General features: G+C 68.5%; 28 protein-coding genes and 1 pseudogene. 7 read left to right on the top strand and 22 right to left on the bottom strand.

All coding sequences use genetic code 11. The features are described 5' to 3' along the window. Nucleotides 1-47 precede the first annotated feature (47 nt). A complete protein-coding gene (locus tag JVH1_RS27005) occupies nt 48-308 on the bottom strand; it encodes a glutaredoxin family protein (protein WP_009474734.1) in 261 nt (86 codons plus the stop codon). A 178-nt stretch (nt 309-486) separates the two neighbouring features. Between JVH1_RS27005 and JVH1_RS27000 the strand changes: the two genes are divergently transcribed. Beyond that, a complete protein-coding gene (locus tag JVH1_RS27000) occupies nt 487-1,473 on the top strand; it encodes an HAD family phosphatase (protein WP_009474735.1) in 987 nt (328 codons plus the stop codon). Between the two features lie 20 nt (nt 1,474-1,493). Here the strand turns inward: JVH1_RS27000 and JVH1_RS26995 are convergent, their stop codons facing one another. The 10 genes from JVH1_RS26995 to JVH1_RS26950 all read right to left on the bottom strand — a co-directional run bounded on the left by JVH1_RS26995 (nt 1,494) and on the right by JVH1_RS26950 (nt 9,996). Continuing rightward, complete coding sequence (locus JVH1_RS26995) at nt 1,494-2,513, bottom strand: lysophospholipid acyltransferase family protein (RefSeq protein WP_016882763.1); 1,020 nt, start codon at nt 2,511-2,513, stop codon at nt 1,494-1,496. Continuing rightward, nucleotides 2,510-3,553, bottom strand: coding sequence for an NAD-dependent epimerase/dehydratase family protein (locus JVH1_RS26990; RefSeq protein ID WP_009474737.1), 1,044 nt, complete (start codon nt 3,551-3,553; stop codon nt 2,510-2,512). The genes JVH1_RS26995 and JVH1_RS26990 overlap by 4 nt, the downstream gene beginning before the upstream one ends. 198 nt (nt 3,554-3,751) lie before the next feature. Then, complete coding sequence (locus JVH1_RS26985; protein WP_003402602.1) at nt 3,752-3,853, bottom strand: 30S ribosomal protein bS22; 102 nt, start codon at nt 3,851-3,853, stop codon at nt 3,752-3,754. 220 nt (nt 3,854-4,073) lie between these two features. Continuing rightward, nucleotides 4,074-4,310, bottom strand: a complete 237-nt coding sequence (locus JVH1_RS26980) for a helix-turn-helix domain-containing protein (RefSeq protein WP_005258384.1) — start codon at nt 4,308-4,310, stop codon at nt 4,074-4,076. 125 nt (nt 4,311-4,435) lie between these two features. Then, complete coding sequence (proC, locus tag JVH1_RS26975; protein ID WP_009474738.1) at nt 4,436-5,251, bottom strand: pyrroline-5-carboxylate reductase; 816 nt, start codon at nt 5,249-5,251, stop codon at nt 4,436-4,438. A gap of 36 nt (nt 5,252-5,287) precedes the next feature. Next, nucleotides 5,288-6,130, bottom strand: a complete 843-nt coding sequence (locus JVH1_RS26970; protein ID WP_009474739.1) for a thioesterase family protein — start codon at nt 6,128-6,130, stop codon at nt 5,288-5,290. Then, nucleotides 6,127-6,762, bottom strand: a complete 636-nt coding sequence (locus tag JVH1_RS26965) for a MerR family transcriptional regulator (protein WP_009474740.1) — start codon at nt 6,760-6,762, stop codon at nt 6,127-6,129. The genes JVH1_RS26970 and JVH1_RS26965 overlap by 4 nt, the downstream gene beginning before the upstream one ends. Nucleotides 6,763-6,870: 108 nt before the next feature. Further along, nucleotides 6,871-7,812 carry a sugar phosphate isomerase/epimerase gene (locus JVH1_RS26960; protein ID WP_011594910.1) on the bottom strand — a complete coding sequence of 314 codons (942 nt, stop codon included), beginning with the start codon at nt 7,810-7,812 and terminating at the stop codon, nt 6,871-6,873. A 7-nt stretch (nt 7,813-7,819) separates the two neighbouring features. After that, nucleotides 7,820-9,046 carry a hypothetical protein gene (locus JVH1_RS26955; RefSeq protein ID WP_009474742.1) on the bottom strand — a complete coding sequence of 409 codons (1,227 nt, stop codon included), beginning with the start codon at nt 9,044-9,046 and terminating at the stop codon, nt 7,820-7,822. Then, entirely contained in the window at nt 9,043-9,996 is a 954-nt protein-coding gene (locus JVH1_RS26950; protein WP_009474743.1) for a Ppx/GppA phosphatase family protein, read from the bottom strand. The genes JVH1_RS26955 and JVH1_RS26950 overlap by 4 nt, the downstream gene beginning before the upstream one ends. Before the next feature lie 66 nt (nt 9,997-10,062). On the opposite strand from JVH1_RS26950, the gene JVH1_RS26945 reads away from it, so the two are divergent. Beyond that, nucleotides 10,063-10,848: a hypothetical protein gene (locus JVH1_RS26945; RefSeq protein ID WP_009474744.1), complete on the top strand. Its 786-nt coding sequence runs from the start codon at nt 10,063-10,065 to the stop codon at nt 10,846-10,848. Between the two features lie 69 nt (nt 10,849-10,917). Continuing rightward, a complete protein-coding gene (locus JVH1_RS26940) occupies nt 10,918-11,253 on the top strand; it encodes a hypothetical protein (RefSeq protein ID WP_009474745.1) in 336 nt (111 codons plus the stop codon). A gap of 86 nt (nt 11,254-11,339) precedes the next feature. On the opposite strand, the gene JVH1_RS26935 is transcribed toward JVH1_RS26940, so the two are convergent. From JVH1_RS26935 to JVH1_RS26900, 8 genes and pseudogenes are all read right to left on the bottom strand, one after another. Beyond that, nucleotides 11,340-12,029 carry a response regulator transcription factor gene (locus JVH1_RS26935; RefSeq protein WP_005251956.1) on the bottom strand — a complete coding sequence of 230 codons (690 nt, stop codon included), beginning with the start codon at nt 12,027-12,029 and terminating at the stop codon, nt 11,340-11,342. Then, entirely contained in the window at nt 12,026-13,219 is a 1,194-nt protein-coding gene (locus JVH1_RS26930; RefSeq protein WP_009474746.1) for a cell wall metabolism sensor histidine kinase WalK, read from the bottom strand. Before JVH1_RS26930 ends, JVH1_RS26935 begins: the two co-directional genes overlap by 4 nt. A gap of 149 nt (nt 13,220-13,368) precedes the next feature. Further along, nucleotides 13,369-14,124, bottom strand: coding sequence for a phosphoglyceromutase (locus JVH1_RS26925; protein ID WP_009474747.1), 756 nt, complete (start codon nt 14,122-14,124; stop codon nt 13,369-13,371). A 43-nt stretch (nt 14,125-14,167) separates the two neighbouring features. After that, entirely contained in the window at nt 14,168-15,760 is a 1,593-nt protein-coding gene (locus tag JVH1_RS26920) for an AMP-binding protein (protein ID WP_009474748.1), read from the bottom strand. 150 nt (nt 15,761-15,910) lie between these two features. Continuing rightward, nucleotides 15,911-16,402, bottom strand: coding sequence for a YbjN domain-containing protein (locus JVH1_RS26915; protein ID WP_009474749.1), 492 nt, complete (start codon nt 16,400-16,402; stop codon nt 15,911-15,913). Next, complete coding sequence (gene mshA, locus JVH1_RS26910; RefSeq protein ID WP_011594914.1) at nt 16,399-17,757, bottom strand: D-inositol-3-phosphate glycosyltransferase; 1,359 nt, start codon at nt 17,755-17,757, stop codon at nt 16,399-16,401. Before mshA ends, JVH1_RS26915 begins: the two co-directional genes overlap by 4 nt. A gap of 12 nt (nt 17,758-17,769) precedes the next feature. After that, nucleotides 17,770-18,597 carry an alpha/beta fold hydrolase gene (locus JVH1_RS26905; RefSeq protein ID WP_043778820.1) on the bottom strand — a complete coding sequence of 276 codons (828 nt, stop codon included), beginning with the start codon at nt 18,595-18,597 and terminating at the stop codon, nt 17,770-17,772. Beyond that, nucleotides 18,543-19,746: pseudogene (locus tag JVH1_RS26900) on the bottom strand (MFS transporter). Before JVH1_RS26900 ends, JVH1_RS26905 begins: the two are co-directional and overlap by 55 nt. A 56-nt stretch (nt 19,747-19,802) precedes the next feature. On the opposite strand from JVH1_RS26900, the gene JVH1_RS26895 reads away from it, so the two are divergent. Next, nucleotides 19,803-20,576, top strand: a complete 774-nt coding sequence (locus JVH1_RS26895) for a PIG-L family deacetylase (protein ID WP_016882757.1) — start codon at nt 19,803-19,805, stop codon at nt 20,574-20,576. On the opposite strand, the gene JVH1_RS26890 is transcribed toward JVH1_RS26895, so the two are convergent. After that, nucleotides 20,513-21,157 (bottom strand): hypothetical protein, encoded by a 645-nt coding sequence (locus JVH1_RS26890; protein WP_051033668.1) that lies wholly within the window; start codon nt 21,155-21,157, stop codon nt 20,513-20,515. The genes JVH1_RS26895 and JVH1_RS26890 overlap by 64 nt on opposite strands. Before the next feature lie 63 nt (nt 21,158-21,220). Between JVH1_RS26890 and JVH1_RS26885 the strand changes: the two genes are divergently transcribed. Further along, entirely contained in the window at nt 21,221-21,625 is a 405-nt protein-coding gene (locus JVH1_RS26885) for a PaaI family thioesterase (RefSeq protein ID WP_009474754.1), read from the top strand. A gap of 3 nt (nt 21,626-21,628) precedes the next feature. Continuing rightward, nucleotides 21,629-22,660, top strand: a complete 1,032-nt coding sequence (locus tag JVH1_RS26880) for a tocopherol cyclase family protein (RefSeq protein ID WP_009474755.1) — start codon at nt 21,629-21,631, stop codon at nt 22,658-22,660. Here the strand turns inward: JVH1_RS26880 and JVH1_RS26875 are convergent. After that, nucleotides 22,653-23,318, bottom strand: coding sequence for a cysteine hydrolase family protein (locus JVH1_RS26875; RefSeq protein ID WP_009474756.1), 666 nt, complete (start codon nt 23,316-23,318; stop codon nt 22,653-22,655). The genes JVH1_RS26880 and JVH1_RS26875 overlap by 8 nt on opposite strands. Nucleotides 23,319-23,438: 120 nt before the next feature. Here JVH1_RS26875 and JVH1_RS26870 point away from each other — a divergent pair, with 120 nt between their 5' ends. Beyond that, nucleotides 23,439-24,026 carry a DUF742 domain-containing protein gene (locus JVH1_RS26870; protein WP_043778822.1) on the top strand — a complete coding sequence of 196 codons (588 nt, stop codon included), beginning with the start codon at nt 23,439-23,441 and terminating at the stop codon, nt 24,024-24,026. A gap of 91 nt (nt 24,027-24,117) precedes the next feature. Here the strand turns inward: JVH1_RS26870 and JVH1_RS26865 are convergent, their stop codons facing one another. Continuing rightward, a complete protein-coding gene (locus JVH1_RS26865; protein ID WP_009474758.1) occupies nt 24,118-25,392 on the bottom strand; it encodes an ROK family transcriptional regulator in 1,275 nt (424 codons plus the stop codon). Nucleotides 25,393-25,522: the final 130 nt, after the last annotated feature.

The following is a 25,522-nucleotide window of genomic DNA, read 5'->3' as shown; positions in this document are numbered from 1 at the left end:
GCGGTCCTACCTGCACGGCATCGGAAGATCCCACTTTTAGGGTTCCCTTACTTGCGTAAATCCGAGCGAAGGCGCTCTTCGTCGACCTCCCAGTAACTGTGCTCACGTCCGTCGAGCAATACCACCGGCAATCGGTCGCCGAATTCGGCCCGCAATTCGGGGTCCGTTGCCGCCGCCTCGTCGACGTCTATGCACGTCAGTTCCAGCCCGAACTCCTCGCACAGAACCAGCAGCAGCTCGCGGGCCGGCGCGCACGCACCGCACCCCGCCCTCGTGAGAAGCGTCACCTCGTGTCCGCCCGTGCTCATCCTCGTCACTTCCTTTCGACGCCTCCGGTGGAGTCACTGTGCCGTTTCGGGGTCCGCAGACGCCAATCGGCTCCGAGATGAACGTCACACAGTTCCCTCAGCGCGGCCATCCACCCGCCCCGTCCCCGATTCGGGGGATAGGCTGCTCCCAGAGGCTTCTGCGATACGGGAGGTGCGAGTGCCTGCGCGATCACTACCGAACGGCACGGGTTTCGGTTCAGGTCTGGCGGGGATCATCCTCCCCGGCCGACGCCAGTTCAGGAATCCGCTGGGACCCAGCGAAGCCGAGGTACGTGCCAATGTCGCAGGTGAGGCGAGTGCCGATGCGGCCCTCGCACTCCAAGTCGCGTCCGGCGAGGAAACCGAGCTGGTGGAACACGACGTTCCCCTCGACCTCACGGCGGCCGCGTTCTTCGACGTCGACAACACGATGGTCCAGGGCGCCTCGATCATCCACTTCGCCCGCGGACTCGCCGCCCGCAAGTACCTGAAGACGTCCGACCTCGTCGACTTCGCGTGGAAGCAGATCAAGTTCCGCGTCACCGGCAAGGAGAGCAGCGACGACGTCGCCTCCGGCCGGGAGAAGGCCCTCTCGTTCGTCTCCGGACGGTCGACGGCCGAGCTCGCCCGGCTCGGTGAGGAGATCTACGACGAGGTGATCGCCGACAAGATCTGGCCCGGCACCCGCGCGCTGGCGCAGATGCATCTCGACGCCGGGCAGCAGGTGTGGCTGGTCACCGCGACCCCGGTGGAGCTGGCCCAGGTCATCGCGAAGCGCCTCGGCCTCACCGGTGCCCTCGGCACGGTGGCCGAGAGCGAGGACGGGATGTTCACGGGACGTCTGGTCGGCGACATCCTGCACGGCCTCGGCAAGGCGCACGCCGTGCGCGCCCTGGCCGTCCGCGAGGGGCTCAACCTCAAGCGCTGCACCGCGTACTCGGACAGCCACAACGACGTGCCGATGCTGTCGCTGGTCGGCACGGCCGTCGCGATCAACCCCGACACCGATCTGCGCGAGCTCGCCAAGAACCGGGGCTGGGAGATCCGAGACTTCCGGACCGGACGCAAGGCCGCCAAGATCGGCGTCCCCACGGCGCTGCTCCTCGGCGCTGCCGGCGGCGCACTCGCCGCGATCGTCGCGCGCCGCCGCGAACAGGCGGCCTGAGCCGCGCGGCGGTCAGCGATTCAGCCGAGGAACACGTTCCGGCGTTTCGCGAGGAGCCGGTACAACGTCTGCTGGATGGTCTCCCGGACGTGGTCGGTGACCTCGAAGAGTTCCATCGGGTCGTCGGCCGCCGCCGCGTCGTAGGTGTCGGTGACGATCGGCTTGCCGAATTCGATGTACCACTTCGACGGCAGCGGGACGAGGCCGAGCGGTCCGAAGTGCGGGAACAGCGGGGTCACCGGGAAGTACGGCATTCCCAGCAGCCGGGCGAGCGTCCCGAGTTCGCCGATCTTCGGGTAGATCTCCTCGGATCCGACGATCGAGCACGGAATGATGGGCGCACCGGTCCGCATGGCGGCGGACACGAAGCCGCCGCGGCCGAACCTCTGCAGCTTGTAGCGTTCGCTGAACGGTTTGCCGATGCCCTTGAAACCTTCGGGGAACACGGCGGCGACCTCCCCGTCCTGCAGGAGGCGCACGGCGTCCGGGTGGCACGCGAGGGTGTGCCCGGCCTTGCGGGCGACCCCGCCGACCAGTGGCATCTCGAAGGCCAGGTCGGCGGCCAGCATCCGCAGCGGGCGATGCGCGGGGTGATGGTCGTGGACGGCGACGGACGTCATCAGACCGTCGATGGGCAGGACACCGGCATGGTTGGCGACCACCAGCGCGCCACCGGTCGACGGGATGTTCTCCAGACCGCTGACCTCGACGCGGAACCACTTGTCGAACAGTGGCCGCAGGATGGGGAGCCACACGTTCTCGGCGAAGTGCGGGTCGTAGCCGAAGTCGTCGACGTGATAGTCGCCCGACAGCCGGCGTCGCACGAACTCGGCGGTGTTGACGATCTGCTCGGCCAGGGCGTTGCGGACGGCGTCGACGGCCGAAGTCTCGGTGACGGGCTCGGGTGGGGTGATCACGGCGGGTGGAGGCATTGCGGACGGATGTCGGCTCTCGCTCTGCTCACGCCTCGAACGTCCGATAGCGGCCCCGCGCGCGGCTGTCGCACCGTGCAGCGGAATGACCTTCGCCACTTCGTTCACCTCTCCCCTTTCGCCGTGCCGGTAAGAGCGAGTAGTGCGTTTTCTGCTGCGTCGACCCATTCGTTCTTGATGATCGCCTTGACGCCTGCCGCGCGAGCGAAGTCGTCGAGCGCCTGCATCGAGGTCCACCGTGGCTCGAAGGATAGTTCGCTTCGCATGCGGGTGGTGTCGAGTCCGCAACCGAAGTGGAAGTACTCGAGTTGCTCGGTGGTGTACGACCGCATCACCGGACCCATCAGCGCACGTCCGACGTTGCGGAACAACCCGAACGGCATCGGGACCTCGATCCGCCCGGCGCGGCGGATGGCCTGGGACATCATGACCACGCCGTCGCCGGCGACGTTGAAGGTGCCCGCCGGGCCCGACACCGTGGCCCGTTCCAGTGCGGCGAGCGCGTCTTCCTCGTGTAGCACCTGCAGGCGTGCGTCGCGTCCGAGGATGGTCGGCACCACCGGTGAGGTGAGGTACTGCGCGACGGTCGCGTTGAGGCGGGGCCCGACCAGCGGTGCGAGGCGGAGAATCGACACGGCGATGTCGGGGCGCCTGCGCCCCATTCCCCGCAGATAACCCTCGATCTCGATGCAGTCCCGTGCGTAGGCGCCCGCGGGACGCCGCCGGGCGCTCATCTCCTCGGTGAACTTGGCGGGGTCCTTGGCGCTGCAGCCGTACACCACGGAGGCCGAGCGCAGCACTACCTTCCGGACGGTCGGCGCCTTCTGGCAGACGGCGAACAACTGCATCGCACCGATGACGTTCATGTCCTTCATGGCCGCGCGACTGCCCGATTTCGGCGGGCGCGCCAGCGTCGAGGCGTGCACGACGGTATCGACCTCGGCATTGCGAATGACCTTGCCGATCAAAGGATTCCGGATGTCGGCGCGCACGAACTCGGCGCGGCCCATGCGGCGCAACATGTCCTTGCTCGGCGAGACCGCGTCCACCGCGATGACCCGCTCGATGTCCGGATTCTGAGCGAGCCGGGTGACCAGGTACCCACCCAGAAACCTGCTTGCCCCAGTGACCAGCACGACGCGCGGCACCGCCGTCCGCGTAGTACTGTCTCCGTCACTCACAACCACTAGAACCCCCGATCACGTAGCGAGTGACGTCAACGATACGTGCAGGAGGGGGATGGCGCTCCGCACAACGACAATTGGTCGGTCGCCCACTACGCGGAGGGTGCCGTGGAAACGACGGATGCCCGCCACCGGAGGTGACGGGCATCCAGACGCAACTCTTTACTTACCGAGTTTCCTGCGCTGCACTCGGGTGCGGCGAAGCAGCTTGCGGTGCTTCTTCTTCGACATGCGCTTGCGTCGCTTCTTGATCACTGAACCCATAGCGGGTGTCCCTCACGTTCTTCTCTAGCGTTCCTGCGCACGCCGGTCACGTACGCCTGCGCCGCTCTGGCGCCTGGGCCTCGTTTTAACTAGCTCAGCGCCTTACGACACCAGCTGGCTGGTACGACAGTCGCTAATCGTACCGGTGCGGGTCCGCTCTCTGAAAACTAGGTCGCACCGTTACCGGCGAAACCGAGATGACCCTCTTCGTGCCGATCGGTCAACCGGCGTCGAAGTACGAGGTTTCGAGGTAGTCGTGCACTGCTTTCGCATGCACTCTGAACGAGCGGCCCACACGGACGGCGGGCAGTTCGCCGCTGTGCACCAACCGATACACAGTCATCTTGGACACTCTCATCAGCGTCGCTACCTCGGCGACGGTGAGAAATTGCGTTCCGGCCAGGGCCGGTTGTCCGTCCGGGGCCGAGCCCTTGGACGGCTTTTTTGCAGACGTCATCAACCACTTACCTCCGGCACGTCTCGCGCCGCCGGCTTCCCCTCCGGCGGAACAGACACGCACGTGCTACTTCGAGCTTAGCGGGACGGATGGGGTTACTGCGACGGGTGTGGGCAATCGAATATTCATTCGGTCGACGTACCGAGTTCGGCGGAACGAATCTTCGCGGCTTCGAGAGCGTCGAAAAAGGCTGTTCGGAGCCCGTTTCCCTCCAGCCGGCGGATCGCGGCCGCGGTGGTTCCGCCGGGCGAGGTCACGGCGGCACGGAGTTCGGTCGCACTCTCCCCCGACCTGTCGAGCATCGCCGCGGAGCCGACCATGGTCTGCACGACCAGTTCGGAAGCGGTCGCCCGGGTCAGTCCCAGCCCGACGCCCGCGTCGATCATGGCCTCGGCGACCAGGAAGAAATAGGCAGGACCGGAGCCGGAGACGGCGGTGACGGCGTCGATCTGCGATTCGGGGACGACGACGACCTTGCCGACCGACGACAGGACGCCGCGCACCAGTTCGAGGTGCTCCTTCTTCACGTGCCTACCGGGGGCGAGCACACTGACGCCCTCACCGACCAGCATGGGCGTGTTGGGCATGACCCGGACCACCGGGAACCCGGCGGGCAGTCTCGTCTCGTAGAAGGCAGTGGGGATACCGGCAGCGAGCGACACGAGCAGCTGCTCGCGCTCGCCGTCGAGTTCCACCTTGGACACCTCGGTGAGCGCGGCCTCGACGTCGCCCGGCTTGACGGCGATCACGATGACGTCGGCGCCTTCCGCGGCGTCGGAGGGGGTGGTGACCCGCACCGCGTACGCCGCGGCCAGCTCGTCGGCGCGCGCCGGATGCTGCTCGGCCACCACCAGATCCTTGACGGCGTGACCTGCCTGCAGAAGCCCCGAGATGAGGGCCTCGCCGATCTTGCCGCCTCCGATTACCGCAATTCTCGTCATGCCGAACAGCCTGCCACGACGCTCCGCGGCGCCTTCCTAGCGGGGGATCATCGCCAACTGCCGGCTCTGCACGACGATCGCCCCGGTCGAGTCGAGCACGGTGTGATCCTCCTCGAACCACGCACCGCCGAGCACCGTGCTGCTGGCCATCACGCGCAGCCACCCCGGCACCGGCTGCCTACGCAGGTACGTGGTCAGCTGCACCGTGGGCGCCCAGCCGAACATGCCGCGGTTCATCGTCACGGGGGCGCTGATGTCTCCGGTCATGATCGCGAACAGGGCCGCCGTGTCGGGATCGTCCTCGTCGCCCGCGCGCGGTCGCACCCACATGCGCACCTCGGGTTCGCCCTGGTTGCCGGTGAGGAAGTGCGCCGACGTCCCGTCCACCCGCATGTCGCAGCCCTGCGACACGTGAACGATCTTCCCCATCGGATGGTCGGCCGTGAGCACGACGGCGTCGGCGGGCGGTTCCACCGGGAGCTGGGACAGGGCGTGGTCTCCGCTGTACTGCGGCTCCCCGGCGTCGGGGACGCCGAGCGTGACCGACGCATGCACGGCGACGCGGTCGCCCTGCTTCAGCTCCACGTCGACGAACGACACCTGCTTGCCCTGCTTGCGGACCGTCGTCGACAGCGTCACCTCGCCGGGGTCGGGAGCGGACAGGTAGTTGGCCCCGACCGCGAGGGGCTGCACCCGGGACAGCTCGGCGTCGCTGTTCTCGTCGAGCAGCCGCCTGCGGGCCGCGGCCGCGCACAGCGACATCATCGAGCCGCCGTGCACCTTGGGGCCGATCGTCCAGATCGGGTCGATCGATGCCTGATAGGTCCCGTCACCGGCAGCGGTGAGGACGTTGAGGTCGCGGAAGGGAGTTGAGCTCACTGCTGATCCTGTTCTTCGGGGTTCCGGAGGCGCTTCTGCGCGACGTCCTGGTGTGCGAGCCGGCGCATCGCGGCGATCACCGGCTCGTAGATGGCGGTGCCGAGCACCGCGTAGCGGATCGCGTCCTCGGCCGATTCGGTGGGCATGAGCCCGATGTCGATCTCGGCGATCCCGCGCACGTGCCGACCGTAGGCGTCGAGCCGCTCCTCGGTCATCGGGATGCCGGCCTCTTCGAGCCCCTCGAGCGCACGTTCGAGCTGGCCGACCGCGACGTACCGCGGGTCGTACACCTGCCCGAGCCTGTCGAGGACTGCGCGTGCCCGCGGGAACTCGTCCCCGTCGTCGACGGCGGCGTCGAGGTAGGGCGGGAGTTGCGCGATGGCCTCGCCGAGCACCTCGAACAGCGAGCCGTCGGGATGGTCGACGAGCCGGAGGATCTCCCGGATGCGCGGAATCGGGAGTCCGGCCCCGGCCAGCGCCTTGACGAGGCCGAGTCGCTCGACGTGCTTCTCGCCGTACCGGGCCTGGGTGGCGCTCGTCGCCTCGCCGGGCATCAGCAGACCTTCGCGCAGGTAGTACTTCACCGTCGCGAGCGGAACGCCGGTACGGGCGACCAACTCGGAAACGCGCACGGCCCCTCCTTCGGCTCATCGACTCTCGACCTCGGATACCCCAGCACTAGATACTAAGACTATCCAATATGGCGACGAGCTTACCGCAGCAGGAAGGCGGCAGAGTTGTCAGGTGTCGTCGTGATCGCCACCGGAATGGCTGCGGGGCGACCCCGAGGCGGCGCGGCCCGGCTCGAGGTGCTCACGGGCGAAGGCCAGCGCCTGCGCCAGCATCGACGACCGTTCCCGCTGCGTCCGGGCGTTCTGAGTGTTGATCTCGATCACCGCCTGCCCGTCGAATCCGGTGTCGACGAGATGACGGCACAACTGCGCGCAGGGCTGGGCACCGTGACCGGGGATGAGGTGCTCGTCCATCGACGCGCCCCGGCCGTCGGCGAGGTGGAGATGCGCGAGGCCCTCCCCCATGCGCTCCGCCAGCTTCATGGCATCCATGCCGGCCGTGGCCGTGTGCGACAGATCGAGGGTGTAGTGGGCGTGTCCCGAATCGGTGGGGTCGTAGGACGGGCTGAACGCCGACAGCGCCGCCCCCGGTCCGCCCCGCCTCCGGAGCCGCTGTGCGGATCGCTCCTTGCTGCCGAAGAAGCCGTCCGCGCGCATGGGAAACATGTTCTCCACCGCGACGATCACGTCGCTGCGCTGCTCCAGGTCGGCCACCTGATCGGCGAAACCCTCCGCGTACCGGCGCTGCCAGCGGAACGGGGGATGCACCACGACACTCGTCGCCCCGAGCGACTCGGCGGTGCGGACGGAACGCTCCAGCTTCGCGACCGGATCGGCGCCCCACACCCGCTGCGAGATGAGCAGGCACGGCGCGTGGATCGCCTGAACCGGAATCGCGTACCTGCGCACCAGCCCGGCCACGGCCCCGACGTCCTGGCTGACCGATTCGGCCCACACCATCAGTTCGACGCCGTCGTATCCCAGATCGGCTGCGTACCGGAACGCCGCCTCCGTGTTCTCCGGGTACACCGAGGCCGTCGACAGGCCCACCAGTACCTTCCGCCCGCGCGGTGACCGTCGAACCTGCCCGTGCCCACTGTCCCCGACCATGAGCAACTCAGCCCGACGCAAGCATGAAGGCTAACGGCCCCAGAGTGACGATCATCCCGACCACGACGGCGATCACGAAACTGGTGATGTCGTCGGTGCGACGAAGGACGCGGACCATCGCGACCAGGCCCACGATGACGAGCAGGGCCAGGATCAGCGCGACCCACGGAAATACGTCCCACAGCTTCTCGAAGCCCTTGAAGAGCAGGGCCCCGGCGATGACGGCTACGACGCCCTGACCGATGAGGACGGCCCACTCCCGGGTGGAGTTCTCGCCTGCCTCGTCCTTCTTGCCTGCCTTCTCCGCTTTCGCGGCCTCGGCCTTCTCGGCCTTCGCCTCCTTGCGGGAACGGCGAGGGCTCTCGGGCTTCTGTGTGTCGCCCTCGTGCTTCTCCGTGTCCCCGGCGTCGGTGGCGGCCTCGATGAGTTCCGTCTCCTCGCCCGCGTTCGCCGCGTCTGCGTCCCGGGACTGCCGCATCAGGTCGCCGGCCAGCGTCGAGCCGGACAGCAGTGCGGGTTCCGGCTTCGCCTTGGCGGGAGCGCCGGGCTTCGGCGTCTTCACGAACGTCGACGCGCCGTTCGTCGGCGCGGCGGGACCCGCCTTCGCGGGGGTTCCGGATTTCGCCGGTGCCTCGGTTTTCGCCGGTGCCTCGGGCTTGGCGGGCGCGTCGGACTTCGCCGCCGGTTCGGCCTTGGCCGGGGTGTCGGGCTTCGGCGCCGGCTTCACGCGGGGAACGGCGACGGTCGGGGCGGGCTCCGGCTTCTTCACGACCGGGGCGGCCACGGTGGGCGCCGGTGCGGGCGCGGCGGCCTCGGGCGCCTGCCGTTCCTTCTGGACGGATCGGCTGACCCAGGTTCCCTGGTGATCACGCGACGTCCCACCCGACACCACTCCGCGGCCGCGGCCGGCGGGGCGACTGGCGATGGGCTCGTCGTCATCGTCGTCGTCGTCGACGGGAGCCTTGAACGCTGCGGTGCGCTCGTCGGCGCGCGCGGACGGCGCCGCCGGTGCGGACGCGCGGGGCGTCTCGGGCGCGGCAGGTTCCGGTTCGGGTTCGGGTTCGAGTGCCCGCGAATCGGATGGATCCCGGACCACCGGAATTTCACCGGTCAGCTCGGCAACGGAGATTCCCCCCTTGACGCCGCGACGACGCCGCCCGCCCCGGGACTCCACCTGCTGCCCGTTGCGTTTGAGCAGCTCTGACACAGAGATCTGCTGACTGTCCTCGGTCATCGAGCACCCACCATCAATTCACCGCCCATTTCCGTATCGAGCTTGCGGAGGATCAAACCCTCACGCAGAGCCCAGGGGCAGATTTCCAGTTCCTCCACGCCCAGTGCTCTCATGCTGGCCTCCGCAACGAGTGCTCCGGCCACGATCTGCTGCGACCTGTCGGAGCTCACCCCTTCCAATTCTGCACGGTCCGAGGCCGTCATCCGCGAAATGAAAGCTATGAGTTGCCTGAGACCGCTGGCGGTGAGGGTGCGCTTGACCCGCGGGCCGGCGCCGGACGGCGCCGCGCCCGTCAGCCGGGCCAGCGAGCGGAAAGTCTTGGACGTGCCGACGGCCCGATCCCACTGCCCCGCCGCGCGCAGTTCCTTCGACGGGACGGTCAGTTCGGCGTCCAGCCAATCCCTCAGCACCGCCACGCGGCGCTTGCCCGGCGGGTCGGCCTCGAGCCAGTCCCGGGTGAGCCGTCCCGCGCCGAGTTGCAGCGACAGCGCCACGTCCGGGTCCTCGTCGCCGCCCGTCGTCAGCTCGAGGGATCCGCCGCCGATGTCGAGGTTCAGGATGCGGCCCGCGCTCCACCCGAACCAGCGGCGCACGGCGAGGAAAGTCAGCCGGGCCTCGTCGACACCCGACAGAACCTCGAGCGTCACCCCGGTCTCGGCGTGTACCCGCTCGAGCACGGCGTCCGAATTGTTGGCGTCGCGCACGGCGGACGTGGCGAAGGCCATCAGCTCACCGCACCCCGACGTCTTCGCGATGCTGGCGAAGTCTGCCACCGTCGAGACCAGGCGATCCGCACCCTGGGAGGTGATGTCACCGCGGTCGTCGGTGTTCTCCGCCAACCGCAGAGTCGACTTGGTCGAACTCATCGGTGTGGGGTGGCCGCCCCTGTGGGCGTCCACTACGAGAAGATGGACGGTGTTGCTTCCGACGTCGAGTACCCCTAGTCGCACATTGACACGGTACTGGGTCTACCGTCGGGCTTTGTGACAGCACGTAAAGCAGGGCGTTCACACAAGATGACACCCAGCCCGGAAGTACCCCTCGACTTCGCTCGCGAATGGGTCGAATTTCCCGATCCCGACAACAGCGAGCACATCATCGCCGCGGACATGACATGGTTGCTCTCCCACTGGACCTGCGTGTTCGGCACCCCCGCCTGCCAGGGCATCATCGGCGACCGGCCGGACGACGGCTGCTGCTCCCACGGCGCGTTCCTCTCCGACGAGGAGGACCTGGAGAAGCTGAACACGTCAGTGAAGATGCTCACACCCGAGGACTGGCAGTTCATGGAGAAGGGTCTCGGCAAGAAGGGTTACGTCGAGGAGGACGACCTCGAGGACGAGCCCGCGCTGCGCACCCGCCGCTACCACGGCGCCTGCATCTTCCTGAACCGTCCCGGCTTCGAGGGCGGCGTCGGGTGCGCGCTCCACTCGATGGCCCTCAAACGCGGGATCGAGCCTCTCGAGGTCAAGCCCGACGTGTGCTGGCAGCTCCCGATCCGCCGCACCCAGGAGTGGGTGGAACGCCCGGACGGCGAGCAGATCCTCAAGACCACCATCAGCGAGTACGACCGGCGCGGCTGGGGCGAGGGCGGCTCCGACCTGGACTGGTACTGCTCCGGCTCCCCCGACGCCCACGTCGGCGTCAAGGCCGTCTGGCAGTCGTACGCACCCGAGCTGACGGAACTGCTCGGCAAGGCGGCGTACTCGGAGTTGGCGAAGATGTGCAAGCGCAGGGCCGGTCTCGGCCTCGTCGCCGTGCACCCCGCCACCGCGGCCGCTCAGCGGAAGGCCGCCGAGTAACGCATCAGACCCATCGGTCGATTCACCCGTCACGGCCCCATTCCGGGCACAGCCATGACGGGAGAGATCATGTTCGCTCGAATTCTGACAGGTGCCCTGTTGACCGCCGCCGCGACGCTCGCCCTCGCGCCGGCCGCCTCCGCCCAGCCGACCCCGGATTGGAACACCTTCTACGACAAGACGGCGAACTTCGTCGCACCGTTCGATCCAGGCGCTTTCGGCGACAAGGGTGACCGGGCGCTCGTGCTGAGCCCGTACGGCACCGGCCGGGTCATCGAGTGCAAGGGCGACGGACACTATGTCGCGGTCTACTGCAGGCAGTTCGACGACCAGGGTCGCGAGCACGCCCTCACGCAGGTGATCTCGACGCCGTTCCGCGGTGTGTACGTGTACAACCCGTTCTGACGAATGCCCACGAATTCGTCAGCCGCACAGGCAATTGCGTGTGCGGCTGACGAATTCGTCTGCAACTGTGGCGGATCGGCGTCCGCTCACGCCTCCAGTTTGTAGCCGAGGCCGCGGACGGTGACGAGGTGTTCCGGCTTGGCGGGGTCGGTCTCGATCTTCGAGCGCAGACGCTTGACGTGCACGTCGAGGGTCTTGGTGTCGCCGACGTAGTCCGCGCCCCACACCCGGTCGATCAGCTGCCCGCGGGTGAGCACCCGTCCCGAGTTCCGAAGCAGGTACTCGAGGAGGTCGAACTCCTTGAGCGGCAGCGTGACGGCCTCGCCGTTCACCTGGACCACGTGACGTTCGACGTCCATCCGGACCGGTCCCGCCTCGAGGACGGCCGAGTCCTGCGCGACGTCGAGTTCGCTGTCGACGCCGCGGCGCAGCACCGCGCGGATGCGGGCGATCAGTTCCCGCGCCGAGTACGGCTTGGTCACGTAGTCGTCGGCGCCGAGTTCGAGTCCCACCACCTTGTCGATCTCGCTGTCCCGTGCCGTCACCATGATGACGGGGACACCGGAGCGGCTGCGGAGTTGCTTGCAGACGTCCGTGCCGCTCATGCCGGGCAGCATGAGGTCGAGGAGGACGATGTCGGCACCGGCCCGGTCGAACTCGGCGAGCGCGGACGGTCCGTCGCCGACGATCGTCGTCTCGAACCCTTCCTTACGTAACAGGAATGCCAATGGGTCGGCCAGTGACTCCTCGTCTTCCACGATCAGCACACTTGTCATCGCTTGGCCTCCATACCGGTTTCTCTCTTCCCGACGTTTCCGCTCTCGGCGTCCACTGTCTCGATGTGTGCAGGAATCTGCAGGGTAAACGTCGAACCTGTTCCGGGCTTGCTCCACAGGTCGATGGATCCGTTGTGGTTGGCGGCCACGTGTTTGACGATCGCGAGACCGAGTCCCGTTCCGCCGGTCGCGCGGGCGCGCGCCTTGTCGACGCGGAAGAAGCGTTCGAACACGCGCTCCTGGTCGGCCTTGGCGATGCCTTCGCCGCGGTCGGTCACCGAGATCGCCACGTTGTCGCCGCGGATCGACCGGCTCACCGACACCGGGGCGCCCTTCGGGGAATAGGCGATCGCATTCTGGACCAGATTGGACAGGGCGGTGACGAGCAGGGCGCGGTCGCCGAGCACCTCGTAGCCGCTGCTGTGGTCCGTGGTGACGGCGATCCCGGCGGCTTCCGCGGAGATCTTGCAGCGCTGCAGCGCCTCGTCCACCACCTCGTCGACGGAGACGGCCTCGAGGTCGGGCAGTTTCTCGGCGCCCTGCAGCCGCGACAGGGCGATCAGTTCGGTGACCATCTTGCCGAGCCGGACGGATTCACTGAGCACGCGTTCGCCGAAGTGCCGGACCGACTCGGGGTCGTCCGCCGATTCGAGGAGTGCCTCCGCCAGCAGACCCATCGCGCCGACCGGGGTCTTGAGTTCGTGGCTGACGTTGGCGACGAAGTCGCGGCGGGTCGCCTCCATCCGCACCTGCTCGGAGTCGTCGTCGGCAAACAGGACCACGAAGTTGTGGTCTTCCTTGCTGAGCAGACGTGCGGTGCCGCGCACCGCGATCCGATCCCGTCCCCGCTGCGGGTTCTTGGTACTCAGGTCGACCTCGACGGGTTCGCCGGTTTCGAGGACCCGGAGTGCCGCCACCCACGCACGGTCGTCGACGAGCCGGTTCCGCACCAGGCCCAGCTCCTCCGCCCGGGGGTTGAACAGGACGACGTCGTGGAACTGGTCGACCACGGCGATGCCGCTCTCGGATGCCAGGACGATCAGGTCGAGCACCTGCGACATCGTGAGCCCGGACTTCTCTTCCATCCGCTGCGCCTGCCGGGTGGACAACATGGGGATCAGCACGCCACCGACGAGGTAACCGACGAAGCCGCCCACGATGGCAAGCAAGACGGCTTGAACAACACTCACGTCTGAATCGTACGTTCGCGCGGCGGTCCGGTTACGCAGGGTCCAGGCATTTCCGCGCACGTCACACGCGGGAACCGGAGTCTTCGTCCGCAGTTAACCTGCTGTTGGCCGGACGTCCCGCGAACGGGACGTCCGGCCGGACGCACGAGTTACTTCCCGCCCTGGTTCGCGACCGCGGCGGCACCCGCGGCGGCGGCCTCGGGGTCGAGGTACGTGCCACCGGGGTTGAGCGGCTTCAGGTTCTCGTCCAGGTCGTAGCGCAGCGGGATGCCCGTCGGGATGTTCAGGCCCGCGATGTCCTCGTCGGAGATTCCGTCGAGGTGCTTGACGAGGGCGCGCAACGAGTTGCCGTGCGCGGTGATCAGCACGGTCTTGCCGGCCTTCAGGTCGGCGGAGATCGTGTCCTCCCAGTACGGGATCAGGCGGACGACGACGTCCTTCAGGCACTCCGTCAGCGGGACCTTGTCGAGGTTCGCGTAGCGGGGATCGGTGTCCTGGCTGTATTCGCTGCCTGCCTCGATCGGCGGCGGCGGGGTGTCGTAGCTGCGGCGCCACAGCATGAACTGCTCGTCGCCGTACTTCTCCTTGACCTGCGCCTTGTTGCGCCCCTGCAGGGCGCCGTAGTGGCGCTCGTTGAGACGCCAGTCGCGGATGACGGGAATCCAGTGCCGGTCGGCGGTGTCGAGCGCGATGTTGGCGGTGCTGATCGCGCGGCGCAGCAGCGACGTGTACAGCACGTCGGGGAGCAGGTTGTGCTCGAGCAGCAATTCGCCGGCGCGCTTGCCCTCGGCGATGCCCTTATCGGTCAGGTGGACGTCCACCCAGCCGGTGAACAAGTTGAGCGCATTCCATTCGCTCTCGCCGTGGCGGAGCAGCACAAGGGTTCCGGTACTCATGCCGTTCATCCTGGCATGCCTCCCGGAACCCTCGCGCCGTGAACCCCTGCCGTCAGCTTCGGCCGGCCTCGCTGGCCCGCAGATCCTTGCGGAGGATCTTGCCCGCGGCGGACTTCGGCACCAGGTCGATGAACTCGACCTTGCGGACCTTCTTGTGCGGCGACACCCGCTCGGCGACGAACGCGATGACCGCAGCCTCGTCCAATTCGGCACCGGGCTGGCGGACGACGAACGCCTTCGGCACCTCCTCGCCCTCGTCGTCGAGAACACCGATGACGGCGGCGTCGGCGATCTGCGGGTGCGTCAACAACAATGCCTCCAGCTCGGCGGGCGGCACCTGGTAGCCCTTGTACTTGATCAGCTCCTTCATCCGGTCCACGATCGTCACCACCCCCTCGGAGTCGACGGTCGCGATGTCGCCGGTGTGCAGGTACCCGTCCGCATCCAGGGTCTCCGCGGTGGCCTCGTCGTTGCCCAGGTACCCGGCCATGATGTTCGGGCCCTTGCACCACAGCTCACCCGGTGCGCTGACCCCGTCGGCCGGGTAGGCGACCTCCTCGCCGGTGGCCGGGTCGACCAGCTTGCATTCCATGTTCGCGATCGACGGACCCACCGAGTCCAGGGCGATGTCGTCACGGTCGAACGGGATCGCATGCGAGACCGGGCTCATCTCCGACATCCCGTAGCCCTGCCGCACCCGGCAGCCGAGCCGGTTCGCGACGGCCTTGCCCAGCTCCTGATCCAGCGGGGCGGCGCCGGAGAAGATCGAATGCACGCTCGACAGGTCGTACTCGTCGACCAGCGGGTGCTTGGCCAACGCCACCGCGACCGGCGGGGCGATGAACACATACGTGCACTTCTGGCCGGAGACGATCGACAGGAATTCGACCAGGTCGAACTTCGGCATCGTCACCAAACTCGCCCGGTTGAACAGGGCCGCATTGAGCAGCACCGTCATCCCGTAGATGTGGAAGAACGGCAGCACCGCCAGCAGTTTGTCGTCGGCACCGATGCCCATCCGCGGGTTGATCTGACACACATTCGCCACCAGGTTGCGGTGCGTGAGCATCACCCCCTTCGGCCGGCCGGTGGTCCCGGATGAATACGGCAGCACCGCCAGCTGGGTGGCCGGATCGAAAGACACCTCCGGGGCGGGGGCGCCCTCGGCCAGCAGATCTTTCAGCGACGGGTGCCCGTCGGCGCCGTCGAGGACGATCACGTTCTCCACCGGGATCCCGACGCGGGCCGCCGCATCCTTGGCCTGCGGCAGCAGCGGGGAGACGGTGAACAGGAACTTCGCCTTCGAGTCGGTGAGCTGCTTGGCGATGTCCTCCGCGGTGTAGAGGGCGTTGATGGTGGTCGCGACACCACCGGCCCGCAGGATCCCGTGGAACACCGACGCGAACGCCGGAACGTTCGGCGAGTGCAGACCCACCACCTCGCCGACGGCGAGACCGCGCGCGGCCAGCGCCCCGGCCACCCCGTTGATCTGGGCGACCAGCGACTGGTAGGTGGTGACCGCGCCGGAGGCACCGTCGATCAGCGCAGGCCGGTCCAGGTCGGCCGGGTCGACCTGGCCGAAGAGGAAATCGTAGACACTGAGGTTCGGAATCTCGACGTCCGGAAACGGGCTCTTGAAGCTCACTGGGGCCTCTCCCTCGAAGTGTTGCAGCAGCAGTTGTCGGTACAAGTTTCTGTGAACATCAGACACATGTACCTAACCTGTGACAACAGTCACAAGCTCGCCGCAACTCTACCCGCGCGTATTTCCCGTCCGCGGGCGGTCGACCAGCAGTCAGGGCTGCGAGTCCTCAATGAGATGCTCGAACGGTTTCAGGTTCGCCAGCGACTCCCCTCGTGAGACGCGCCACTCCCACTCACGCTTGATGGACTCGGCGAATCCGAGCTCGAGGAGGGTGTTGAAGTCGCCGTCGGCCGCCTCGAGCACCTGCCCGAGAATCCGGTCCAGTTCGTCCGCGGTCACCGCGTGCTCGGCGATCTGACCGACCAGGTAGATGTCGCCGATCTTGTCGATCGTGTACGCCACCGAGTACAGCCGGCGATTGCGCCGCAGCAGGTACTTGTAGACGCCTTCGAAGTTCTCGTCGGGTTTGCGGCAGACGAACGCCTCGACGCGCAGACCGTGCTTGCCGACGGTCAGGAGCGTGGTCGTCTTGAGCTTGCGCTCGCCGGGCAACTCCACGATGAAATGCGTCGAGTCCTTCCTGGTGAAGTCCATCTCACGTTCGGTCAGGGCGGACTCGATCACGTCGGCCAGCTCGCTCATGCGCGCACTCCCCCGGCCCTGCGCAGCTTCCACAATCCGCCTGCACGTCGCGGGGCGAATTCGCTGGGGCCGTGTCCGTAGTTGTAGTTGACGGTCGCCATCCGATAGCTCTCGAGGAGACCGTCGGCGGTGTGTTCCCAGGAGAAATTCTCGGCATGACGCGGAGCCTCGGCGGCCAGCGCGGCGAGCCTGCCGGGCTCGGACACCAGCGACTGCAGCGCCGTCGCCCAGTCCTCGGTGCGGTGCCCGTCCACGAGAAGCCCGGTTTCGCCGTTCCGGACGGCGACACCGAGACCCCCCACGTTCGCGGCGATCACCGGCGTGCCGCAGGCTTGCGCCTCGATGGCCACCAGCCCGAACGACTCCGAATAACTCGGCACCGCAACGAGATCTGAAGCCCGGTACACGTCGACGAGCCGGTCGGGCGCCTGCGGCGGGAGGAACGTCACCCGCGCGGCGATGCCGAGCGAGGACGCGAGTTCGATCAAGGCGTCCGGCCGGGCCAGCCCGGAGCCGGACGGGCCGCCGACCACGAGCACCCGCAGTGTCGATTCGGGATCTCGGGCGATCAGTTCGGCGGCGGCGCGGAGCAGGACGTCGGGCGCCTTGAGCGGCTGGATTCGTCCGACGAACGTCACGACGGTCTCGCGCGGGTCGAGCCCCAGCTTCGCCCGGGCGGCGGCCCGGTCGCCCGGCCGGTACCGCGTCAGATCGGCGCCCGGCGCCACCACGTCGATCCGGTTCGGGTCGGCGCCGTAGTGGCGGACCAGCTGATCGGATTCCTCGGTGGTGTTGGCCACGAGCCGGTCGGACTCGGCCACCACCTGCTGCTCGCCGATCTGGCGGGCGGCCGGTTCGGGAGTGTCACCGTCGGCCAGCGACAGATTCTTGACCGCAGCGAGCGTGTGCGCGGTGTGCACGAGCGGCACGCCCCAGCGGTCGCGGGCGAGCCAGCCGACCTGCCCCGACAACCAGTAGTGCGAGTGCACCAGGTTGTAGTAACCCGGTTCGTGGCGGGCCTCCTCGCGGAGCACCCCCGCGACGAACGCACAGAGCTGCGTGGGCAGATCCTGCTTGTCCAGCCCCTCGAACGGGCCGGCCACCACGTTGCGGACGAGGACCCCCGGCGCCGCTTCCTGGACCGGTGCGTCGGCGGACGACGTGGCCCGGGTGAAGATTTCCACCTCGACGCCGCGCCGCGCCATCTGGATGGCGGACTGCAGCACGTAGACGTTCATGCCGCCCGCATCGCCGGTACCGGGCTGCGCCAGCGGTGAGGTGTGGACCGAGAGGACGGCCACCCTGCGGGGGCGCGAGTTGTGCATGGGCGTCACCACTCCATAGTGCTCCCTCACCGATCGGCCCCTTTAACCGAGGTTGTCGACGAACTCGCCGACCTCCTTCACGAACCTGTCGGGATCCTCCACGAACGGCCCGTGATCGCAGCCTTCCCAGAACGACGCCCGCGCCTGCGGGATCAGTTCTGCAGCGTGCCTACCAGCCGAGACGTCGACGACGGAGTCCTCGGTGCCGTGCAGGACGAGCACCGGCACGTCGAGCGACCGGAGCAGGTCGTCGTGACTCGCGGAGCGGTTGAAGAGGGCGGCCCGCACCCGGGGCGGGGTGGCGAGGCTGGCCCCGAACAGCGCCTGCGACTGTGCGCCCTTGCCTTCCGGCGGTCCGGTGAGCGCGTTGCCGAAGGCGCCCAGCGCGCGGATCGCCTCGCGCGGCTCCTCGGACATCGCGCCGGGGATCGCCGCGCGCATCGCCGCACCGACCTTGCCGCCTGCCTCCCCGCGACCGATGCTGGTGATGGCTCCCACGAGGACAACGCCGTCGACGGCGGACGTGCCGTGCGACGCCAGGTAGTCGCAGATCACGAGGCCGCCGTAGGACCAGCCGAGGAGCACGGCGCCGGACGTGACGCCTTCGGCCGTGAGCACCGCGTCGACGTCCCCGGCCCAGATCGCGGAATCGTCGTAGCCGGCGTCGGGCGCACCCGAGTAGCCGTGTCCGCGCAGGTCGACGGCGATGACGCGGTAGCGGGCCGCGAGTTCGTCGAGCACCCCGGGGCCCCAGCACTTCGAGGATTGCGCCCAACCGTGCAGGAGGACCAGGGTCCGCGCGTCGGGGGCACCGGTCACCGAGTAGACGAGGGGCGTTCCGTCGACGCCGACTGTTTCACGAATAGCCATGGGGTCACCATAGAGGCCAGCAGCGCGGCGACCGCCGCCACCGCGTAACCCGCGGTCGTGCCGAATTCGTCGATCATCCGGCCCGCGAGTGCCGACCCCACCGCGACGCCGACACCCAGCCCGGTGACGATCCAGGTGATGCCCTCGGTCAGCGCGGCCGCGGGCACGATCTGCTCGACGAGACCGGTCGTGACGATCATGATCGGCGCCACCGTCATCCCCGCCACCGCGTAGGCGACGGCGAGCGCCGGAATGCTGTCGGCGAGAAGCAGCGGAACCGTCAGAACCGCCACCGCGAGGACTGCGACCATCAGCTGTTTCCGGAGCGACGCCGACACCCGGATCGCGCCGAACACGATGCCCGCCACCGCGGAACCGGCCGCGAACAGGGCCAGCACCACGGTGGCGGAGGCGGGTGCGTCGTGGCTTCGGGTGAAGGCGATGGCACCGACGTCGATGACGCCGAAGATCGTGCCCATCGACACCATGACCGCCACGAGGATCCACACGGCGGGCGTCCGGACGACGGACGGGCGTCCATCGTGCGTTGCCGAATGCACGGGCGGTTCGGTGCCGCGCTGCGCCACGAGCGCGAGGGTGCCGACCACGAGCAGGACGAGGCCCGCGAGCGGTCCCGCCTCGGGGAACACCGTGACGGACAATCCGACGGAGACCACGGGTCCAGCGATGAAGCACAGTTCGTCCACCACCGCCTCGAACGCGAACGCCGTCCGCAGCAGTGGCGTGCCGCGGGTACAGCTCGGTCCAGCGGGCGCGCACCATCGCACCGATCGTGGGCATGCAGCCGGCGGGGACGGCCCACACGAACAGCACCCAGTCGGGCGTCCCGAACCGGACACACAGCAGCATCGCAGCGATGGACGTCGCGCTGATCCCCGACGCGACGGGAAGGACTCGCGACTGCCCGTACCGGTCGACCGCCCGGGACACGACCGGGGTGATGAACGCGTAGGTCAGCGCGAACACCGCGGCGAGGGCACCGGCGAGTGCGTAGTCGCCGCGCAGTTCTGACAGCATCGTGACGATGCCGATGCCGACCATGGCGATCGGTACGCGCGCAACGAATCCTGCGGCCGAGAACGCTGCGGAGCCGGGGGCGGCGAAGATCTGACGATAGGTACCGAGCACGCGTCGAGCCTCACAGATCGTGGCCGCGACTTCCAGCACGTGCAAGTATTGCGCTCATGAGTGTCCTGGTGTGTTTCCACGCCCATCCCGACGACGAAGTGTTCACGACGGGCGGCGTGATGCGTCAGGCCGCCGACGCCGGTCATCGCGTCGTCGTGGTCACCGCGACGGACGGGGCGCTCGGCGAGGCCCCCGACGGGATCCTGACCGACGGCGAATCACTCGCCGAGCGCCGGCGCCGCGAGCTGGAGGAGTCGACGTCGCTGCTCGGCGCCCAGCGTGTGGTGTTGCTGCACTACGCGGATTCCGGGATGGCGGGAACGCCGGAGAACGAGAACCCTGCGGCGTTCTGCAACGTCGACGTCGAGGAGGCCGCCGCCAGGCTGGCCGCGATCCTCGTCGAGGAGTCCGCCGACGTGATCACCATCTACGACCCCAACGGTGGCTACGGCCATCCCGATCATGTGCAGGTCCACCACGTGGGCATCCGGGCCGCCGAACTGGCCGGTGTGCCGCACGTCTACGAGGCCGCCGTCAGCCGCGACCACATCCGACGACTCATGGCCGCGAATCCGGAGTGGTCCGAGAACACCCAGCCACCGGACCTCGACACGTTCGGTCTGCCGGACTCCGAGATCACCACGGTCGTGGACGTCACCTCGGCCATGGACGCCAAGCGCGCCGCGATGCACGCGCACGCCACCCAGATCGGGGACTTCGGCCCGTTCCTGCAGATGCCCGAGGAGCAGTTGCGCGCGGCGTTCGGTCAGGAATGGTTCCGCCGTCGCGGGGCACCGGCCGGGCTTGCGGAGTCTTCGCTGCCCCTCTGATCGACCGGGCCGGGTGTCCTCCTGCCGGAGAACCTCTTCCCCGCCAGGGTGGGGACGGCTGCGGCGAGGAGGCATCCGCCCGCCCCGATCCCGGTCACCGTGCCGGGTGCCACGGTGGTCGTCAGACCCACGACGAGCCCGGCCGCGGCGACCACGACGAGCAGCGCACCGAGCACGGTCAGCGACGACTCGCCGAGTACGCCGGCCAACGGCACGAAGTGGACGCCGACGGTGAAGCACACCCAGACCGGTATCCACGCCGACAGACTCGTGTTTCCGAGAACGGCGGCGCCCGCCCAGATCACCGCGAACTCGACCACCACCACGAGGGTGTACCGCCGCCGGACCGCCCGGTCCGCCAACGCGGAACTCTCGGCGGGACTACGCACGGCGAGTACCGCTCCCAGCATGGCGACGACGAGCGCCACCACGATGGCGGCGTCGAGGAGCACGGTGAGGGGGCGGGGAAGGTCGACGGCCATGGCCCAGCCGAACCAGGCTGCGGCGAAGAATCCGACCACCGCGGCGGCGCTCCCCCGCGCCCGGCCCGACCGGCGGGCAGCTTCCGACAGACTGGACATCCCGCCAATCCAGCCCCGCGAACCGCCTGCGCGGGTGTGGTTCCGCGCCTAGCATCCACGGGTATGAATCCCCCTGATCTCGTCGCGACCATGCCGTTCGCCGTGCACACCGGGGTTCGCCTCACGAAGGCCGCGCCCGAGGAGGTCGTCGGGCACCTCGAGTGGGAACAGCACCGCACGACCGCGGGAAACGGCATGCACGGCGGGGCGCTGATGACGCTTGCCGACAGCGTCGGAGCCGTCTGCGCGTTTCTCAATCTCCCGGCGGGAGCGTCCACCTCGACCACGAGTTCGAGCACGGTGTTCACCCGCGGCGTCCGCAAGGGCACCGTCACCGCGACCGCGCGTCCGCTGCACGCCGGACGAACCACGGTCGCCGTCGTCACCGAACTGCGGGACGACGAGGACCATCTCGTGGCGCAGGTGACGCAGTCGCAGGCGGTGCTGCACCCCCAGCCGGGAAGCTGACCGATGTCGCGACTGCTGCGGACGTACCGCGCCACGGGAGCGGATCTGCCGTTCGGCAACCTCCTCGCCGCGCACGACGTCGCGATGGAAGGCTATTTCTGGCGGTTCACCCAGCCCGCGACGGGACAGGTCGTCATCGCGCTGGCGGGTATCAACCGGGCCGCGGACGGGCACTGGGCGACGCTCGGTCTCGCCGGTCATCCCACCCGGTTCCTGCGGACCGCCGCGCATCCGGAGGGCTACGCCAACCCGGCCGGACTCGGCGGGTTCGCAGGCGACGCGTTCCGCGGGTCCGTCGACCGCGTGTGGGTGGATCTCGGGCCGGACGCCCGCCTCGACGTCCGGGTCGGCGCCCAGGTTCCGTGGCCGCGGCGCAGGCTCGGCGGGTCGAGTGTGTTCCAGACCGTGCCCGCACTGAACCAGTACTGGCACCCGTGGCTACTCGGCGGCCGGGCCGAGGGAACGGCCGTGCTGGGCGGCACCGAGATCGACCTCGACGGTGCCCAGGTCTACGGCGAAAAAAATTGGGGCAAGGGCGGATTCCCCGAATCCTGGTGGTGGGGCCAGGCTCAGGGTTTCGCCGACCGGCAGGCATGTGTCGCGTTCGCGGGCGGCGAGATCACCGCGGGCGGGCTGCACACCGAGGTCACGGCCGTCGTCGTCGCGCTGCCCGACGGCACCGTGTTCCGCCTCGGCAACCCGGTCACCTCCCCCGTCCGGGCGCACGTCACGGACGATCGGTGGTCGCTGCGGGGCCGCAATCGCACGTGGAGCGTCGAAATCGAGGGCGGTTCCCCGCTGAGCTCGGCACACGTGCTGCCGGTTCCACTTCCCGCCGAGCGTCGCAACATCCCCGGCGCCCTCGAGCACCTCGCCGGCTCGATGAGTGTGACGGTCCGCCGTCGCGGTGAGCTCGTCTGGGCCGACGAATCACCACTCGCCGCGTTGGAACACGGCGGTATCGAGCGGGCCCGCGCGGAGCTGCGCAGGCGGGGTGCGCCACCGGACGCGACATCGGCGCCGCCGCTCAGCTGATCACCTCGAGCTCGGGTGGCTGCAATGCCTCGACGATCTCGTCGGTCTCCGCATGGAGAACCCCTATTCGCCCAGCCTCCTCCAGGTGACGCGCGTCGACGCCCGAGATCGCATCGGCGGCGACGAGCACCTTGTAGTCGCGTTCGCTGGCGTCGAAGATCGTGGCGCGCGGGCAGTTAGGATAGTTGCATCCCGCGATCACCACGGTGTCGACCCGCCACTGGCGCAGGCGGTCGTCGAGTTCGGTGCGGTAGAACGAACTCCACCGGGGTTTGAACAGGATGTGCTCGGTGGGCGATACGGTCTGGAGCCTGCCGCCGAGGAGCGACTCGGGGTCGAGCGGTGGCACCCCCAGCTCCGGCGCCACCTGGGAGCCCGCGGTGCCCGGTCTGGCGATGACGAGTCCGGCCGCGATCATGCGGCGCCGGCACAGGTCCACGTCGTCGCCCTCGTACAACCGGACGACATGCACGATCGGGGCCGAGGCCTCCCGGTAGGCGTCCACGAGACGCGCGATCGCGGGCAACACCGCCGACGTGCCGGGAATCGGCGCCGTCCCGCCGTCCACGAAGTCCACCTGCGTGTCGACGACGAGCAGCGCGGACCGGCCGAGATCGGGAGCGAGGAACGGATCCGAGTTCTGCCGCCAGTGGGTCACGCAGCAAATCTAACGCTCGCGCACACCCTGTAGCGGGAATCACAGGGACCGGTTCGTTCACACGAAACGCGAGTTTGGGACCATGGAGTGGGTGGGGTAGTGCGAGAAGGGTCCCAACCGATGACTGTGAGCGATGAGAACTGGCCGTTGATCGGCGCGACAGGGGCGCGCTTCGGATCAGCCGGCCGGCGCCGCAGCGCCAGGAAAGAGCAGGACCCGAGCCCACCGCAGTCGGCCGAATGGGTGGAACCCGCCCCGGCCGAGGACGCTCCCGAGCAGGTCGGACCCGTGTCCGAACCCGCGGATCGGACTCCCGAGGTGGCCGACAGTCCTGCTGTCGAGTCCACCGAGTGGGTGGCGCCCGAGGGCACCGTCTCCATCGTCCGGCCGTTCATTCTCACGGGCGGGCGGACCGAGTCCGGGGTCGATCTGCCACTGGAGGCGGTCATCATCGCCCGCGCGGACGGCGACACCGTGGTAGACGGAATGCTTGCACCGGACGAACTGCGCCGCGTCTTCGCGCTGTGCGCCGAACCGCGGTCGGTGGCCGAGATCGCGTCGCTCGCGTCGATCCCGCTCGGGGTCGCGCGCGTACTTGTCGGCGACCTCGCGGCGGCCGGGGCGGTCACCGTGAACGAGACGGCCGGGTCCACCGGCCCGGACCGGAAACTGATAGAACGCGTCCTCGACGGGCTGCGCAAACTCTGAGACCTGCCGGGGAGCGAGCACCCGGACGGACGCACACGAATTCGTCAGCCGCACAGGCTATTACCTGTGCGGCTGACGAAGTGCTGTGACGCTAGATCGACGTCCGGCGCATCGCTCCGACCGGATCGGAGTAGATGGTGCTCAGCGACACCACCGTCGAGGCGTACTCCTGCACCCGGTTGCCGAATCCGGAAATGCGAATGTCCCTGCGCTCCAGCGACGATGCCTGCGCGAAGGCCTCGGCGACGTGCGGGATACCGGCCGGGTACTCGGTGAACGCCTGGCCTCCGAGGATCACCCGGTCCGGGTTGAACAGGTCCCGCAGCATGGCGACCGTCTTCCCGAGCACCTGAGCACGTTCCACCAGAAGTTCGTGCGCGGGAACGGAACCCGACGACGCCGCCTTGTAGAGCGCACTCATCGTCGGCCGCTGGTTCGACTCAGCCAGGATGCCCGCATCGAGGGCGGCGGAGATGACCGCGCGATCGCTGATCGTCGCCTCGAGGCACCCGCGTGAACCGCACGAGCACTGCGCCGACGAGCCCGTCGGCAAGTGCGCGATCGATCCGGGACCGCTCGACGGAGTGTGAACGCGGCCGTCGATGGTGATCGCGATGCCTGCCGTCTCGCGGGCGTAGAAGTACAGGCCCGTTTCGCCTTGCGCGACACCGTCTTCGCTGTCCGGGCTCAGCAGCAGCTCGGATGCGGCCATCGCCTCGACGTGCGCCGCGACGGAGACGGGCAACCCGAGTCCGGTTGCGATGATGGCGCCGACCTGGGCGGACTTCCATCCCAGCCGGGGATGGTCGACGACACCGGTCTGCGGATCGACGCGACCGCCGAGTGCGACACCCGCCCACAGCGGGCGACGCCGATGCCAGCGGGAGGCGAAGGCCCGCGCGCTGCGTGCGATGCCGGCGAGTGCGTCGGCGGACGCTCCCTGCGGGGTGGGTACCTCGACCGCGCCGAGGACCTTCCCGCGCAGGTCACTGGCGATGATGCTGGTCACGACCGCGCCGATGTGGATGCCCACTGTCAGGTAGGGCTCGTGGTTGACCTCGAACGGAACCCGCGGACGACCGATGGCGCCGGACGGCGTGAGGTCGCCACGTTCGCGCAGCAGCCCGAGGTCGAGGAGCGCCGACACCTGACGGTTGACGGTGGCGATGCTCAGGCCGGTCGCTTTCGCGGCGACGTCCCTGGACAGCGGCCCGCGAGATCGGGCCACCCGCAGAACACCGGCGGCCGGGCCGTCGCTGATCCGCAGCTCAGGGGGAACGATGTGGAGACGGGGACGGGACACGGGCCGCTGGAATCGAGATGCGGAGCCGGTCCGGGTGGGGCTGGAAAGAGTGGGGGTAGACACGTGGCAGTCCTTGCAAGCGGAGGCGGTGCGCACCTTCGTCCGAACGCTGCATCCGTCCCGGGCCGAGAGTGGGACGACCGAGGACGATCGATCAGGAGAAGACTGCGCGAATTAGCTGCAGATGCTGAGA

It is taken from the genome of Rhodococcus sp. JVH1, assembly GCF_000280725.2.
Classification (GTDB): domain Bacteria; phylum Actinomycetota; class Actinomycetes; order Mycobacteriales; family Mycobacteriaceae; genus Rhodococcus_F; species Rhodococcus_F jostii_A.
This window is presented reverse-complemented; position numbering and strand designations above follow the sequence as displayed.

Excerpts from the sequence above, each read along its gene's own strand:
- JVH1_RS26960 (WP_011594910.1), bottom strand. The coding sequence starts at position 7,812 with ATGGTCGGGGACAGTGGGCACGGGCAGGTTCGACGGTCACCGCGCGGG.
- JVH1_RS26925 (WP_009474747.1), bottom strand. The coding sequence starts at position 14,124 with ATGAACGGCATGAGTACCGGAACCCTTGTGCTGCTCCGCCACGGCGAG.
- JVH1_RS26935 (WP_005251956.1), bottom strand. The coding sequence starts at position 12,029 with ATGACAAGTGTGCTGATCGTGGAAGACGAGGAGTCACTGGCCGACCCA.
- JVH1_RS26945 (WP_009474744.1), top strand. The coding sequence starts at position 10,063 with ATGACACCCAGCCCGGAAGTACCCCTCGACTTCGCTCGCGAATGGGTC.
- JVH1_RS26985 (WP_003402602.1), bottom strand. The coding sequence starts at position 3,853 with ATGGGTTCAGTGATCAAGAAGCGACGCAAGCGCATGTCGAAGAAGAAG.
- JVH1_RS26905 (WP_043778820.1), bottom strand. The coding sequence starts at position 18,597 with ATGGCTATTCGTGAAACAGTCGGCGTCGACGGAACGCCCCTCGTCTAC.
- JVH1_RS26915 (WP_009474749.1), bottom strand. The coding sequence starts at position 16,402 with ATGAGCGAGCTGGCCGACGTGATCGAGTCCGCCCTGACCGAACGTGAG.
- JVH1_RS26890 (WP_051033668.1), bottom strand. The coding sequence starts at position 21,157 with ATGTCCAGTCTGTCGGAAGCTGCCCGCCGGTCGGGCCGGGCGCGGGGG.
- JVH1_RS26880 (WP_009474755.1), top strand. The coding sequence starts at position 21,629 with ATGTCGCGACTGCTGCGGACGTACCGCGCCACGGGAGCGGATCTGCCG.
- proC (WP_009474738.1), bottom strand. The coding sequence starts at position 5,251 with ATGACGAGAATTGCGGTAATCGGAGGCGGCAAGATCGGCGAGGCCCTC.
- JVH1_RS26940 (WP_009474745.1), top strand. The coding sequence starts at position 10,918 with ATGTTCGCTCGAATTCTGACAGGTGCCCTGTTGACCGCCGCCGCGACG.
- JVH1_RS26870 (WP_043778822.1), top strand. The coding sequence starts at position 23,439 with ATGACTGTGAGCGATGAGAACTGGCCGTTGATCGGCGCGACAGGGGCG.
- JVH1_RS26980 (WP_005258384.1), bottom strand. The coding sequence starts at position 4,310 with ATGACGTCTGCAAAAAAGCCGTCCAAGGGCTCGGCCCCGGACGGACAA.
- JVH1_RS27005 (WP_009474734.1), bottom strand. The coding sequence starts at position 308 with ATGAGCACGGGCGGACACGAGGTGACGCTTCTCACGAGGGCGGGGTGC.
- JVH1_RS26895 (WP_016882757.1), top strand. The coding sequence starts at position 19,803 with ATGAGTGTCCTGGTGTGTTTCCACGCCCATCCCGACGACGAAGTGTTC.
- JVH1_RS26885 (WP_009474754.1), top strand. The coding sequence starts at position 21,221 with ATGAATCCCCCTGATCTCGTCGCGACCATGCCGTTCGCCGTGCACACC.
- JVH1_RS26955 (WP_009474742.1), bottom strand. The coding sequence starts at position 9,046 with ATGACCGAGGACAGTCAGCAGATCTCTGTGTCAGAGCTGCTCAAACGC.